The 15,936-nt window shown below is 41.5% G+C and carries 11 protein-coding genes; all 11 read right to left on the minus strand.

Going from position 1 to position 15,936, the window contains the following annotated elements:
* Positions 1-14 precede the first annotated feature (14 nt).
* The 11 genes from ACW6PM_RS05110 to ACW6PM_RS05160 all read right to left on the minus strand — a co-directional run bounded on the left by ACW6PM_RS05110 (position 15) and on the right by ACW6PM_RS05160 (position 15,876).
* On the minus strand, positions 15-755 hold the full coding sequence (locus tag ACW6PM_RS05110) for an ABC transporter ATP-binding protein (RefSeq protein WP_456056430.1): 741 nt from the start codon (positions 753-755) through the stop codon (positions 15-17).
* A 22-nt stretch (positions 756-777) separates the two neighbouring features.
* On the minus strand, positions 778-3,570 hold the full coding sequence (locus ACW6PM_RS05115; RefSeq protein ID WP_456056431.1) for an ABC transporter permease: 2,793 nt from the start codon (positions 3,568-3,570) through the stop codon (positions 778-780).
* Complete coding sequence (locus ACW6PM_RS05120) at positions 3,555-5,912, minus strand: efflux RND transporter periplasmic adaptor subunit (RefSeq protein WP_456056432.1); 2,358 nt, start codon at positions 5,910-5,912, stop codon at positions 3,555-3,557. The genes ACW6PM_RS05115 and ACW6PM_RS05120 overlap by 16 nt, the downstream gene beginning before the upstream one ends.
* Complete coding sequence (locus ACW6PM_RS05125; protein WP_456056433.1) at positions 5,909-6,898, minus strand: efflux RND transporter periplasmic adaptor subunit; 990 nt, start codon at positions 6,896-6,898, stop codon at positions 5,909-5,911. The genes ACW6PM_RS05120 and ACW6PM_RS05125 overlap by 4 nt, the downstream gene beginning before the upstream one ends.
* Before the next feature lie 96 nt (positions 6,899-6,994).
* Entirely contained in the window at positions 6,995-8,431 is a 1,437-nt protein-coding gene (locus ACW6PM_RS05130) for a DUF6034 family protein (RefSeq protein ID WP_456056434.1), read from the minus strand.
* A 10-nt stretch (positions 8,432-8,441) separates the two neighbouring features.
* A complete protein-coding gene (locus ACW6PM_RS05135; RefSeq protein WP_456056435.1) occupies positions 8,442-9,782 on the minus strand; it encodes a DUF6034 family protein in 1,341 nt (446 codons plus the stop codon).
* Positions 9,783-9,867: 85 nt separating this feature from the next.
* Positions 9,868-11,334: a DUF6034 family protein gene (locus ACW6PM_RS05140; protein ID WP_456056436.1), complete on the minus strand. Its 1,467-nt coding sequence runs from the start codon at positions 11,332-11,334 to the stop codon at positions 9,868-9,870.
* Between the two features lie 166 nt (positions 11,335-11,500).
* Entirely contained in the window at positions 11,501-12,262 is a 762-nt protein-coding gene (locus tag ACW6PM_RS05145; RefSeq protein WP_456056437.1) for a hypothetical protein, read from the minus strand.
* 56 nt (positions 12,263-12,318) lie between these two features.
* Positions 12,319-13,890, minus strand: a complete 1,572-nt coding sequence (locus tag ACW6PM_RS05150) for an ATP-binding protein (RefSeq protein ID WP_456056438.1) — start codon at positions 13,888-13,890, stop codon at positions 12,319-12,321.
* Between the two features lie 53 nt (positions 13,891-13,943).
* Complete coding sequence (locus tag ACW6PM_RS05155) at positions 13,944-14,597, minus strand: response regulator transcription factor (RefSeq protein WP_119224274.1); 654 nt, start codon at positions 14,595-14,597, stop codon at positions 13,944-13,946.
* A gap of 247 nt (positions 14,598-14,844) precedes the next feature.
* A complete protein-coding gene (locus ACW6PM_RS05160; protein ID WP_456056439.1) occupies positions 14,845-15,876 on the minus strand; it encodes an ATP-binding protein in 1,032 nt (343 codons plus the stop codon).
* Positions 15,877-15,936: the final 60 nt, after the last annotated feature.

Here is a 15,936-nt window from a genome sequence, read left to right on the forward strand (position 1 = left end):
TTCTCCCTTTTAATTTAAATTACTATGCCGTCACTAAGCTCAAACACTTCATCTCCCAGCTCCATCAGGTTCGGATCATGCGTGGTCATAACTATTGTGATGTCCTCATCGTCTATCAACTCACGGAACAATCGCATGACTTCAAATCCAGAAGCGGTATCAAGTGCTCCTGTCGGCTCATCCGCAAAGACCACCTTCGGGCGATGAACCACAGCGCGCGCTATCGCAACTCTCTGCTGCTCACCTCCCGATAGTTGATCCGGCATATGATCCATGCGCTTTGAGAGTCCGACACGCTCCAGCAGCTCTGATACTCTGTCCTGCGTATTCTCATTTATCACATCGTTTTTTGCATCTCCAATGTCATTATCCATATCAGTCAAATTCTTTTGTATCTGACGTTTATTTTTCGCAAGTCTAAGGGCAAATTCCACATTCTCATATGCCGTCATCGTGGGAATTAGTGCTATAGACTGGAATACAAATCCCATCTCATACCGCCTTAGCATTTCCCGGTCTTTCTCGGTCATCTGCTCGAGGTTTTTATCCAGAAACTTCACACTTCCCTCTGTCGGCATATCAAGCGCACTAAGGATATTAAGAAGTGTGGTCTTTCCAGAGCCGGAACGCCCTTTTAAGATGGCAAGTGTTCCTTTTTTTATCTCCATGGATACTCCGTCAAGTGCGTGGACTGTTGTACCATCTCCCGCCTTGAAATATCTTTTTATATTTTGAGCAATTATCGCATTTTCCATATGTCACGACCTCATTTATCTGCTAACTATCTTCTCCAAGCCTTAGTGCCTGTGCTATCTTCATACTCTTAAGCAGTCTGCTGATAACCACATAGCATACGGCTACAGCCACAAAAAGTACTCCTGCAAGCTCCAGCATATCAGATGGATAAATATATACATTTACTCCGATATTGTGTTTCTGCGGCAGATATATGATCGATATGAGCCTTACAAACATCGCTGTTGCTGCTATACCTATGCCTGCTCCCGCAAGAAGCGGCAGAAATGATAAAAATATCTGCTCGTTTAAAAGCATTGCTTTTACCTCTCTCATTCTCATTCCCATTGCGCGGTATATACCAAACTGCAGCTCCCTCTGTTTTAGTGTCATAACCCAATACAGCAAAAATCCTACTGAGCACACTATCAGTGAAAGTATAAAGCTTAAGGTAAACATACCGTTTGTGATCTGCACTGTGGCTGAGTTTTTATTCTCGTCTATAAGCTGTTGCGCGGATGTTATATTTTTGTATATATCATCCACCGTTTTTCCCTTTGACAGATTCATCCACACACTGTACGGTGTCATGCCGAACTTTTCCACAACCGTAGCATAATTTGCAACGATCAGGTATTTCTCCTGCTCGGTCACATTTCCTTCTGCATCTGTCTCATAGGTGTAACGCTCGTAGCCCGGAAAACCTTTTACTATGGCACATACCTTTGCATTCTCGGATGCGTAGATCTGATCATCATCGACAGCCTCCGGTACATACCTTGAGTAATTTAAGCTGTCACCAACTTTAAGTCCCAGGGCTTTTGCCAGATTTGAGGAAATGATGACTCCGTCCGGCTCTTTTGCCAGCTCATTCAGGTAATTGAACCAGTGCGCATCATTAATATCATCATTTTGGTCACTCTGCAATTTCGCAGTCTCACCGAATTCTTTTGTGTTTATCGCCATAAGATATGCATCCGGAACCGAACCACTGCCTGCAGAAATGTCTACCCGCTCGTCCTCAAGCACACGCGTGACACCGTCACAGATGCCCTCATTTTTGAGCGACTCATATTTACCGAAATCAGGCTCGTCATACATCCAGTTTACAGAGCCATCTTTATTCTTCTGTATCCTGAGTCTGAAATCTTCGTTGTATATCGCATCACAACCCACATTGTAGACGATCCGTTTTTCCATATTGCTGTTCATGGTGCGCGCCATATTCGCGTCAAAAATACCGCCAGCCACTGTCATGATAAGAAATACTGCCAGAAATCCCTGATTGTATCTGGTTCGTTTTAGCTGTAAAAATGATGCATACATTGCCGGAGAAAAATGCTTTTTAAAGAGCCTGTCCACAAGTAGAATAATAAGTCCGGTAAGTCTTACGCACAAAAGTGCCGTTGCAAATATAAAAAGCGAATTATCCAGTATCATGACAGGATCTATGCTCCTGTTCTCAAGAACAGATATCGCAAGCGTACTCTTCTGCTTGTTGTAATTGTAAAGCAGATATGCTGACAGAGCCAAAAGTATAACGTCTATAAAGCACTTCTCCCAAAGAGGCTTTTTCTTTGATATTCGTCCCCTGCTGCTGCGCTCTGATATGGCATCCTTTGATTTTTTCCACACCGGAACTGTGATAAACAGCACCATGATAACTCCCGCTGCCACCGCATAGACAAGCATCTGCCATACAAATTTGTAAGTGCCTATATCCTTTGCCGTAAATCTTAAAAATCCGTCTGTAGATGCGGCAGCGCGGCACATTATATATCCGAGTACTATTCCGAGTACACAGCCCGCAAACGCTATTATTCCCGACTGCTGCAAGTACAAAATAAATACCTGTAATTTTGTCGCACCGCGGCTTCTTAAAACAAGTATGTCATTTTCCTCGAGCGAAAGTATCTGTGCAGATATCATTCTTATAAATAAAATCAAAAGCACAAGACACGGCAGCTCCAACGCCCAAAGCATCAGCTTTATCGTCTTCTGCTGTGTAAAAAAGCCATCCAGCGTATCACGGATGTTGTCATTGTAGAGCTTGTCAGCATCCTTAAACTGCTCCATATAACCGTCATAAAGTGAGGCATTTTCCGTATTGATCTGCCTGTAATCCAGCATGAGAAAATCACTGTAGCTGATGTTGTCCTCGCTGTAATACTGCATCATTTCGTCAAAAACATCCTGCGAAACAAATATCACATCGCCCATATCCGAAAGCGTCTTGGCCCAATATGGATCGTTTATATCTTTTTCACGGCAGATCTGTGATATGACAAACGGAATTTCCTTTTTCCCACTGCCATCAGGTACATGTAAATAGATTTTTTCACCTGCTACAAGTCCGTAGTGATCCATTGTCTTTTCGCTTACACTGCACTCGAATGTGGCTGTGTCAGCCTTAGACTTTACAACCTCAGCGTACTCAGAAAGTCCCGGCAGATATCCTATTGTAAAATAATTGTTAATTCCTCCAAACTCTGTATCTGCGCGTCCGCCTGAGAGTGTGATAAGCTGCTGTGCGGAAACCTTATCTATATCCACATATTCAGTCCACTTTTGCTCATATCCCGACAGCTTATCAAGTACTGACTGCGAATCAGGATAATCTGCCACCGCGTATGTTCCCTCGCGGCTCATCTGTGCAGGAAACTCATTCTGCTGTGTGGCATGATCCGTAAAAAGTCTGTCGAGTATCTGATTTCCCGCACCCTTTTCAAACATGGGGTGGCACACAAAAAGTGCTATAAACAAAGCCACTCCCATAAGCAGACACAGATTTAACCATTTTCTGTTTTTTAATTTATTAATTACGAAGCCAAACATATTTCATCGCCCTCATCAATACCGTAAAGCACAAGTGTATTGCTGCCTGATGTATAATCGCTCAATATTACCGGCTGCTTTACCACGCTGTCCCCATCAATTTTCCACACATAGTAGGATATATCATCTTTGTCCATCGGATTGACCTGCTTGTGTATGATCGAAGTCGGCACCACTACCACCTTTTTAAAAGAAACATAAGAAAACTTTACAGCAGACTTTACAGCAGATGCCCCGGTCAGGTCATCCGGTATTCCATTGTCAAGTTTTATATAAAATGCTGCATTTCCATATCCCGAATCTGTGTTTCCGGTAATATGCACACCTTTATCATCCTGATTTACATATCCCTTTTGAGCTTCCCCGCCATAACCGGCAAAACCGATGCAGCTTCCGTAGATCGTTGCACCGTCCAGCTCAAGTGATACGCGCTCTCCCACATCTGCCATATTGTCCTTATATACTTTATAGCTATTGCTTTCCTTTACCTGAACCAGCAGTACGTCCGTGGAATTTCCGGTTATCTGCAGGATATCTGCTCCTTCCTCCACATTATCTCCTGCCTTGACACTCACCTTTGAAACTTTTCCGTCATTTTTGGCATATACTGAAATATTTCCTTTGCCGTCATTTCCTGCGCTTATGCTGTCATATGCTGACTGTAGCCGGGAAAGCTGATAGGTGTGGTCTGCACCGGCAAGTTTTTTCTGCAGATCCAATAATTGTAAATTCATTTTCAACTGTTGCTCATCATATGCTGTATCCGGCTTTTCATCCTGCCGGTTATTTTCTTCTGCGCTGCTACCACATTCAGATAAATCTTTTATCTGCTTATTGTAGTCAGCAATCTTCTGCGCATAGGATTCATTCTCCGAGTCTATCGCATTTTTCGCCTCTGTTATGGCAGCTTTGCCCTCTCCGGTATCCACCACGTAAAGCAGCATGCCCTTTTCTACCGTATCGTCCTGCTTCACATTGACCGATACGATCTGCCCTTCATAATCACAGGTTTCGGTTATCGTCCCTGCGTCAGATCTGCTGTACTGCACACCGTAGTTTGCTATATCAAAGTCAGACCTTGTTACCGTATATTTGCTGTACTTTGTCGGAACCTGATCTGTAGAATTATAGTAGACCAGCTCCCCCTCTTTTAAGCCCTCTGTGACCTGTGTATAGTTTTCATCAGACTCACCTGTTGTTATGATGCGTTTCTCGCGGCCTCCCTCATCATTTTTCACATAGACATATCTAGTATCGCCATCCTTATAGATGGAATCTTTTCCCACGACAAGTGCCTGATTTGCTTTTGTCTTTTCAAAATATACCGGATACATCTGTCCTGCCGTAAGAAACGGCTTTTCCCTGCTTTCCACGCACACATCCGGATAGCGGTTGTTTATCTTCGAAAGTACCAAAACCTCTGATGTATATTGAGACTCGGTGACATCATATTTTTCGCCATCGACTATCACATATTTCTTGTCATAATCGCTGTATTTGTACTCATTTATGGCTGTATCTTTTATATCCAGCACAAGGTCATCCGTATCTGAGACAATGACTATATTCTCATATGCCGCAGCAGACCTTCCCTCTGTCAGCTTCTTAGTGTAAGTGACACGACCGCTGTGAGCTGCCTTAAGCGTTCCATCATCAACGAGCTGCTGATATAAAGCCATCTGCTCATTGATCTTTTGCACGCGGTATTCGTGAAGCTGCTTATCGTACCGCTGATTTTCCTGTTCCGTGGCGATCTGTGTGTTGTAATCCTCGTCCGTACTCTCATTTTTCTCAGTCTGTTCTGTTGAAAATTCGCCCGTAACTGCTGCATATTCATCAATATTTGTGTCTGCATCGGCTTCATGCGTGTCATCCGCAGTTCCATCTGACTGGTCAGGCTCATTATTATCCTGCCCTGCGGCCTGGCTCTCCCATAATCGGATCTGCGTATCCGAGATCTGAGCTGATATCTCATATGTCTCATTCTCATGCGCCAGCGCAGCCTGACATTCCTGCAACTGTTTTTTTGCCTCATCCACATCACAGACAGCAAGCACATCTCCAGCATTTACTGTATCTCCCGGCTCCACATATATCTGTGAAATGTTTACATTGGCACTGTAGTAATTGCAGTAATCCCTAGGAACTGCGGTAGCCATCAACACCTGTATGGAGCCGATCGTACCGTATTCCACAGGTCTGTAGGCTTCATTTAAAGCTACAGGCTCCTCAAGCTTTGGTATGCTGCTTTCTGTCATTTTTCCACAGCCACCTGCCACAAACGACACACATATCCCCAGTACTGCCAGCTTTTTTATTGATAAAATGTTTCTGATCTTCACTGCAAAACCACCTCATCCCCGCTTTTAAGTCCTTCTGTGATGATCCGGTAATCTCCCACCTGATCTCCGGCATTTATCCATACCGCCTGTCTGTATCCATTCTCATCCAGCGTGTATACAAAATACCTGCCATCATTCTCATGTACTGCGTCCTTTTGCACATACACAGCATTTTCTATAGCGGGGCGCGTCACCTCTATGGAAAATATCTGTGCATCCGATACTGCCGACATGTCCGATACCGGTTCAAAAACAAGCTTTTTATCGTCCACCTCTTTTACCTTAAGTTCAAACTCTATATCAGATGCTGTTGCCGTGTATACATCACCTACATTAAAGTCATAACCTTCCGGTCTGTCAGCCTCGTAATTGCCGTTTCCGCTGATTTCTGTTATAAGATTGCTGCCCGGTTCAAAAACTCCCGCCAAAAGCGAATTGTTCATTGCTGTGATCGTGCCATCCTCGGATGCCGTGATCTGATATCTCGACAGTTTTTCCTTAGCCTCATCAAGATAAAGCTTGGCAACCTCTGTATCCTTATCAAGCTGGGCAATATCGCTTGAATAATCCTGAGTATCATCGATTTTCATAATAGCCCTGTAGTGCTCTGCTAAAAGCTTATTCTGACTGATCTGCCCGCTGTAGTCCTCAATCTTTTTCTGTATCTCCCCTGATTTAAAAGCCACCAGTATATCGCCCTTTTTCACATGATCACCCACTGCCACATTCACCTTTTCAAGCGTAAGCTCCGTGTTTGTCGCACCATAGGAAAACTTGGTATAGCCCTGCGCTCTCAGACTGATGGTAGTCTGCGGTGTGAGTGACCCGCTCTGTACCGTAACTGTCTGGTATGATATTTTCTCGTAGGAAGCTCTGTCCGTCTGTGCAAGCTCCTTTTGTGCCGCCCCACATCCCGAAAATAAAATAGAGGTAATTGCAACGGCAAGTGTCAAACGCCCTATATATTTTTTCTTTTTATTAATCATATATTTTCCACATCTTTTCCAAATAAATATGAACCTGATCTATTATATAAAAATGTAACTCCAGGTATAAACTGTATAACAGCCAATAACAGTATCTTATATTAGATCATCAAGCCTTATGATCGTGCCGTCTATAGCATTCACATACACCGGATATCTGTCGTAGCCCATATCCTGTTTTGACAGACACCATGCCGGAACATAAGTATATTTATCCTTGTCAGATGCATCCTTCAAACGGATATATCCGAGCTTTAGATTGTTGTAAGTGTGATTTTGTGTAAAATCATACTGATCTGAGTTTTTTGTCATGTCATCCTTGATGATCTCCTTTATAGTGTCCATTGACAAGAGTTCTACGTTTTTTGACTCATTAACAATATCAACAGGATAAGAAATACTAAATTCCGTTACTCCCTGATCCGTCACAATAAAGGAACTATTGCCATATGGCATAAAATCATCATAGTTATCGAGATTCTCCCATATATCCATATTCCGGGTGAAATCGAGCGACTTGCAAAACGCTATACCATCTACACCCTCACCATAATCTACGATATATCCCCAGGCTGTATCCTTTATAACGCTCTCTGTATCATCAGTTTTTACGGTATCATCGCCATCCTCTATCACTCCTGCGCTCCACTCGTAGTCTGAGGTTCCTATATATACCTGTGAAGCCCTGCCTAATTTATTTTGAAATTCTTCTGCCTTCTTTACAGCTTCGTCTTTGGTCAATACACACTCGTTGTCATATGCAGAGGTAGTATCTCCACCTGTAGAACCTCCATTAAGGCCCCCTACACCCTGCTCCTGTTCAAATGATGGTGGTCCGTAATAGCCATACTCACTGCTATCATATGATGTGCCCTCACTTCCTGCTTTAAGAGGCTGTGCTGAAATATATTCAAGAGAACCGTCCTCAGCAATTCCAAATCTAAGCTCACAGAAAACATTACCAATATATCCCAGATACTCATTACAATCCGTATAATCTGTGGCTATTTCACGCGTATCCAGTGCAGACGGTTCTGCCTTTTCATACTGTTCCAGCAGATCATTTTCACTTTTCATCACACTGCTGACGCCCTCTTCTGTGATAAGTCCCGCATCAATTTCCTGCTGATACCCGGCAATCTCATTTTTGACAACTTCCATGCTGTGATATATCTCTTCTTTCGTATAATGAGGTATGTCGTGATAATATATGGTACTATCGCCAAAATAAGCCTCTATCACACTCTTTTTGAAATCGGCATCTACCTTTATATTCTGCACCTCAACAACCGACATGCTTTTGCAGTCCGGCAGGGTAATGTCTGCTGAAATATCCACATCCACACTTTTGTCCGATGTCTCAACAGAAAAGCTGTCATTCCATTTCGTACTGTCGTCAAACGCGCTTATATCGCTTCCTGCTTTTGTGTTTATATTTTCAGTTTCCATATTGTAATCTACTTTTTTTCCTGAACAGCCGGTTAATGCTATTGCAAGAACTGCTGCCGGTATAATAACGTTTTTCCTCTTCATAGCCTCTCCTTTACAGTGAATTTTCCAAATCTATGATCGTTCCATCTATAGCGTTTACAAAGATAACATTTCGCTCACTGGAGTAGTCTACCATACGTGACAGTGCCCACGCCGGAACATAGCTGTATTTTCCCGGTTCACTGTCACTTCTTATCTTAAGATAACTAAGCTGCAGCTTATTAAATGACGATGCAGTATCATATTTATCAGGATTTTCCGTAATCTCCGCCTTGATGATCTGCTCTATATTTTTCAGAGAAATAAGCTCCACATCCTTATAAATCTGTGTTACATTTACCGGATATTCCAACTGCACATCGATTATTCCATCATCCGTGACTGTAAGAAGTGTACTGTCAGGCAGTGTAACATCATCTGTATCACTATCATTTGTTTCATACACCGACAAATAGGTATCCCTATCCAATCCATCCTTAAATGTGATGCCGTCTATGCCGGTCGCGTATGAATAAATATATCCCCACGCTGCTGTCTGATAATCATTTTCCTTTTCGATCTCGAAATTAAAACCTACCCAGCTGCACTCACATTCACCTCGTTCCACCTGATCCTGCATTCCCAATTTACTAAGGAAATTCCCGGCTTCTTTTTTGGCTGATGCGGCAGATTTACTGCCCTCATTTGAGGTCTCGTCTGCCTTATCCTTTAGATCCTCATCCTGAAAACTCTGCGTTATGGTATCATAGTCCTCATTCCTTAAAGATGGTGGACCGTAATCTGTCCCGGACTGAGACAAGGCATAAGCATGTACCTTGTGAGCCTCAAACTCCACCTCACAGAACACATCCCCCTTGTAGCCTGCAAATACTTCACAGCTTTCGAGATCCTTTGCCACGGTATAAGTAGTCTTTGCCGTTTCAAGCTTATCCCTGTATTCAGCCAGTCGCTGTTCCAACCACTCCCTGTAAGTATCATCCTGTTCTTTCTGCCAGTACTCTATGACCTTATTCAGTTCGTCAACAGTATAATGATCCGGATCGTGATAATAGTACTCGTTCCCTCCAAAATATAAATCCAGAAAACGCTTTTTGTAATCAGCATCTATCTTTACATTTTCCACCTCAACAACCGACATATTATCGAAGTCCGGAACTACAATATTTGCATTTACATATACTGTTTTCTCGCCATTACCGGTCTGTATGGTAAAGTTTTCATTCCAGCCGGAGTCTGCCTTGATATCAGCTAAGGCAGACATATTTTTTGTCTCTTTACTTTCGCTCTCATTCCCATAATCTACCTTTTTGCCGGCACAGCCTGCCAGTGAGATGATCACTATCGCTTCAACGATCGTCATAGCCGCTGCGAGTATTCTTGTGTGTTTTCTCATATGCCAATCCTCCCTGATATGTCACATTTTTTCTACAACATAATTATTCCTGTAATGGTACGGTCTGATGTAAACATTCTGTATCTTAACTCAGATCGTCCGGATGTATCACACTTCCGTCAATCGCGTTGATAAATACAGGGCATGCATTTGCAGTGCCTTTCTGCAGCAATTCCAGACTCCATGCCGGAATATAACTGTATTTTTGCATATCAGTCCGGTTGTTTACCCTTATGTATGCAAGTTTCAGAGTATAATATTTTACATTTGTATCCAGTACATATTCATCAGCATTGTTTTTAAGCTCATCCCGGGCAATATCAAATATATTTTCTAAAGGAAGCATTTCTACATTTTCCTGTTTTCTTACTATACTTACCGGGCTGTCTATATAAAAAGTACCTATACCATATTTATCAACATAAAAATTGTAGAATTCATTATCAAAAGTATCCTCTATACTATCACCATATTTCATATTGTATCCGCTGTAATCCATCGGGTTTAAAGCATCATCAAATAATATTTTGCCAACTCCGATATTGTAGTAAAATCTATAACCACTTACACACTCATGTATATCATCTTCCTGATACACATGATCGGCTCTTTCGTTATATCCACTCCATTTCAGCTGCGAGCTCTCAGTCTGCGGGATGGATGAAAAACCTGTCTCTTTCAAAAAGCTGTCTATCATATTCCCCGCTTCTTCTATTGTGATACCCGATTCATTTTCCTCCTGCGCGATTTCCTCTCCCGATGTATCCTGTGAATCCGTGATATCATTTACCGTATCATATTCCATGAGTGAATCCGGTCCAAAGTATTGCTGCACATATCCATCGTTAAATATATTACTCCACTCATATTCATTACTTCCTGCCTTTTTGGTATATCCCTCAATCGGACCTGCGCCAACTCCCGACAGCCATTTATTTTCATCACCATCTGCAACAAAATTCACGTTATACCAGGTGTTTCCTTTTTTCCCTACAAACTCATCACATGAATCATACTCTGTAGCTATAGTCCATTCATCCCCGGCATTTTCCAGATAATGCGTATATTCCTTCAAAAACTCAGCTCTGTTTCCTGTACCAGTTGTATCAGTTGGTGTTGTTGAGGAATTTATGGAATCAATAAAATTTTGAAGCTGTGTTTTTGTCCAATGCTCTTTATCATAGTAATAAATCTGTGACTCTCCAAAGTATGCCTTCAATACCTTTTCCTTGAACTTTGCAGAATAAGGTATCTTTTCCACTTCAACTACTGACATTGTCTTACAATCAGGCAGTTCCACTTTTGCACTTATATCTATATTTACATTTCCAATTTCTGTCTGCACGGAAAACTCATCGCTGTAGGTCTCATCTGTACTAAAATCCTTTACATTGCATACAGCACTTTTTGTCAGTTTTTCTGTATCAGTGCCATAATCTACCTTTTTATCTGCACAGCCTGTGAGTGATGTGAGGACAAGTGCCTCGATGAGTGTCATAATTGCTGCAAATAATCTCATATTTCGTGAAGATATGTTACCCCTTTTATCCATATGCGGCTCTCCTCCCTTTTGGTTCTTTCCCGGTGACTATTCAGAATAGTTATCTTCCATGTTGTTATAATGAGTATATATGTCAGTTGTAAACTTTTTGTATCATACATTGCATTTTTTAAAATAAAAACCCGGTCTGCACATACTTATGCAAACCGGGTTTTTATCACTTCTCATGGACCGCATACACATATTCATTTTCCTGTAAAAACTGCAGCACCTCATAGCTTTCATTATTTTTTTGCTCCACTGCTGTTGTCTCGGATATCAGTTTAAGCTTTGAAAAATCTATCCCGCTGTAGTCAAAATATCCTTTGTAAGCAAGCATATCATTTTCTGCCTGTGATTCACCATCTGTCTGCAAAACTGCTTTATATTCACTCATATCACTAATATCTTTCATATATGCTTTTGCCATAATGATTGTCCCATCCTCAAGCATCCAGATGGTATGATTTTGCGTACCATCATACTTCTCAAACCTGATTATCCAGTAATATGCCGTATATGTGTTAAAGGTATTATCCGATGCCTTTTTTGCTGCTGTCTCCCACGTATACCAGTTAGAATAGTCAGGTGAAAGATTTACAGGATAGAGCTTTTCGTCATAAAGCTTTTCCATGCTTTTTCTGCATGTGGCAACTGCCTGATAGTCCTGCTCATCCATCTCATAAGAGGCAGCATCATCTGTCGTGCTGTCCCACTGCCCATCTATGAGCGAGAGCTTCTCCGACAATTTCAGATTGGCAGATGCTTCCTTTGCCATTACAGAGCCTGAAGGCAGATAGCTTTTAGGAACCTTCGCCACATGATCATGTTCACTTTTCTGGTTTGCCTCAAGCACTATGCCCGGCACCATGATGCCTGCTATTACTATACAGATTACTGCAACAGACATTATTATTAATTTGAAGCTGTATTTTTTCATATCTTCCTTTAAATCTTACGAATTTACCCTTTTTTAATATCTATATTGCGTTCAGATTACCACGGCAGCAAAATCCTCATCGTTGTTCCGCATCCTGGCTCACTTTCCACAGAAAGTACTGCATTATGGTGCTCTAATATGATAGCCACAAGCGACATTCCGATTCCGGCACCGCCCTCTTTTCTGGCTCTTGATTTGTCTGCCATATAAAACTCATCACAAATTCTTTCTGCCTGCTCTTTAGTCATTCCGATTCCGTGATCGATTATGCAGATTTCATATGCCCTCGTACAGTTCCCGTCACCTGCTGATTCGGCTTCGCCTATATCCGTTTTATCTTTAGGTATATTACAAGCCATATTGTCCACAAATTTTCCTGTAACCTCAACCTGCTGACCTTCTTCTGACGCTTTCCTTGCATTATCCATCAGATTGACAAGTGCCGTAACCAGAAGCTCTCTATTCACAGTCAGCACAGCATCCTCTACCCCGGTTTCTATAGTAAGATGCCTGTTTTCGTATGCAGGCTTTACAACCTTTACCACCTCAGCGCAAATATCAGCCATATGCACCCGCTCTTTTTCAATATCATGCCGGCGCAGATATATCAGCTCAAAGAGCTTCTGCGACATGCTCTCCAGACGTTTTCCCTCCGAAAAGATATATCCAAGCGCCATCATCTGTTCCTCTCTCGGAAGCTCCAGTGAACGCATCGTGTCTGCATATCCAATGATTGACGTCATAGGGGTTTTTATCTCGTGGGTAAAATCCGCCACAAACTGCTCACGCCTGTGCACCATATCGTTAAGCTCATCTACATGCTCCGATACTGCCTGCGCCATGATATTAAATTTCTGTGCAAGAAGCCCTATCTCATCATGACTTTTTACGTTTACCCTTGTGGCATAATCCCCCTGCGCTATTTCCTCGCTGACATGGTTAAGCTTCTCGAGCGGCTTTGTCATGTACCTGCTGATAAAATACATTGCTGCCGACTCTGCAATCAATATGACTATTATTATCAGCCTGAAATATTTTATCTGCTCATCAAGCAGTGTATATGCCTCTGATGCATCGCATTTACTTACTATCCAGAGATTTTTTTCATCTATCACACTCTGCGATGTAACATAGATATAGTGCTTTTGAGATTCTTCTTTTATCACATAGTTTTTGTTTCCTGTTGTGAGATTTTTAAAAAGTGTGTCACTTATCCCTGCATCACTTTTGTCATCTGTATATACTTTTTCCCCATCAAAATATATGTAGAAAAATGAATCCCTTGAACGCACACTGCTGCTCACGCGGCCTCCTATCTGAGGAAGCTGTGCTGTTATTGAGGATGCTGTAACACTACTTTTTTTGGCACCGCTGTTATCCGTATTATTGTTTGAGGTTTCAGAGTTATCTGCGTTTTGAGACACGGAATTATCGGAAGCTGAATTCAAAAGCTGCAGAAGCTCATACTCCACCGAAGACTGTACCAGATTATTCTGCACAATAGCGTTTTTAAGCTGTGTCTGCTTCGCAAGCTCAAAATTCTTGTGTATCATGAGGTAACCCACCAGCCCCAGTCCAAGTGAAAGCAGTATTAAATTTGTGAACAATACCTTGTACCTGAATTTCATTTAGCCCTCTTTTTGTATATTACGCTTACCCATATTCAAAGGTCTTTAGTTTTCTATTCTTCCAACCTGTATCCTGCCTTAAATACGGTTTTAAGGCAGTCTCCTATATCAAGCTTTTTGCGCAGTCTCTGTATGTGAAGATCGAGCGTCCTCGACTCGACAGAGTACTCACTTCCCCATATTTCTTCATATATCTTTTCTCTGAAAAGTGTGATATTTTTATTGCGCATCAAAAGCTCAAGCAGCTCAAATTCCTTCGGTGTAAGCTCTATATGCTTTCCTGCCTTTGATACATTCTGGTTTTTCGTATCGATAGCTATATCCTTAAAGGTAAGCTGCTGCTCCATCTTATTATAACGTCTTAGCACTATATTTACCCTGGCCAAAAGCTCAACAATCTCAAATGGCTTTACCATATAGTCCTCGGCACCGGATGTGAGACCTCTTAGCCTGTCATCTAAAGTGGCCTTGGCTGTGAGAAATATCACAGGTATACCAAGCGGCTTTATGTATTCCATAAGCTCAAACCCATTTAGCTTTGGCAGCATTACATCAAGTATTATCAGGTCAAAATTTCTCTCCTCAAGAATATCTGCTGCCTCCATCCCATCAAAGGCACAGGTGCAGCTATAGCCTGCTTTCATGAGATTTAATCTGATGAGGTCTGATATCGGTTTTTCGTCTTCTACTATTAGTATTTCTATCATCGTATTCCTTCTAAAACTTTATTATCCTTTATAAATCTTTGCATATTCTTCTTTTGCTGTCAATCCTAAGGAGCATATATTTAGCCTGTATTATGCATGGCTGTTTATATATTAGCAGATACTTGTATCTAAAATGTATCAGACGCAAGCAATTACATACGAAAATCCGCCATGCTTACCCTGCATGACGGATTACTCTTTAATCATATGCTGCTCCTTTAACCTATCCTCCACCTTAAAACTGCAATTATCTACACAACACAAATTCCTTGAACCTTGGGAGTGCGAACTCCAAATGTCCATACTCCGGTGAAATAATCAATCCCTTTTTTATAAGCCTGTTCCTGTATACACTGAAGCTGTTTGACGCCTTTTTTATGGTTTTTCGTATTGCTTCCACTTTAGTGCCATTGGTTTTTGCCATAGCAATCAACAATTCCTTATCACCTTTTGACAGTTCACTCCATATCTTTTCGTATACGTATTCCTCCAGATACTGACTGAATTCAGGTAACACATTGTGCCATCCGGTATTATGCTTAAAGCAAAGATACCCCAGTACCTGAAAGGCAAATGGATATCCCATTGTCTCTTTAGCCATCTCTGTAGCTTCCTCATCCGTCAATTCAAAAATAGACTTATATTTTTCAGCTATCATGCCTATATTCAAAGGGCGAAGCTCTATTTTGGGTGCCCTGTATAAAAAAGTGAGTGTCTTTTCATTCTGAAGCTCATAAATATTCTCATAAAGACCTGTCATAAGCAAAAATACCGGCAGATCCTGTCTCATATATATCTGAAACAGGCTGACAAACTCTTTCATTGTATCATTACATACAGCCTCGTCTATCGTCACAAGAACTCTCTTATGCTTCTTTTTAATCTTTTCAAGCATCCTCGTCACTGCGACATTTAAATCGGTAATTGGAGAAACACCTTCTATTTCAACGCCCAGCCCTAAAAATGACAGATTTATTTTAGCTTCACGAAAAACCTCTGACAAACTTGGATAATTGCTCAGATTTGCAGCAAATGACTGTAATAAATCACGTTCAGGGCTCAAATCGATAACTATCCAGTCATCCTCTGCCCTAAAAGTTTTATTGATTTCTGTGAGCATTACAGTCTTCCCTGAGCCTCTGACTCCTGTAATCATACACACCTGGTAAGCAGGGTTTTCATCTTCAAAGGTATCAATTATCTCATATGATTGGACATTACGGTTAATTAAACTGACCGGTTCCTTGCCAAATGATAATGAAAAGGGATTTTTTTTCATCTCTGCGCTCCTGTTTTATAACTCTTTATAACTTTTGCTAGTTTTTATAACTCTTTATAA

The organism is Agathobacter sp., from assembly GCF_977054825.1.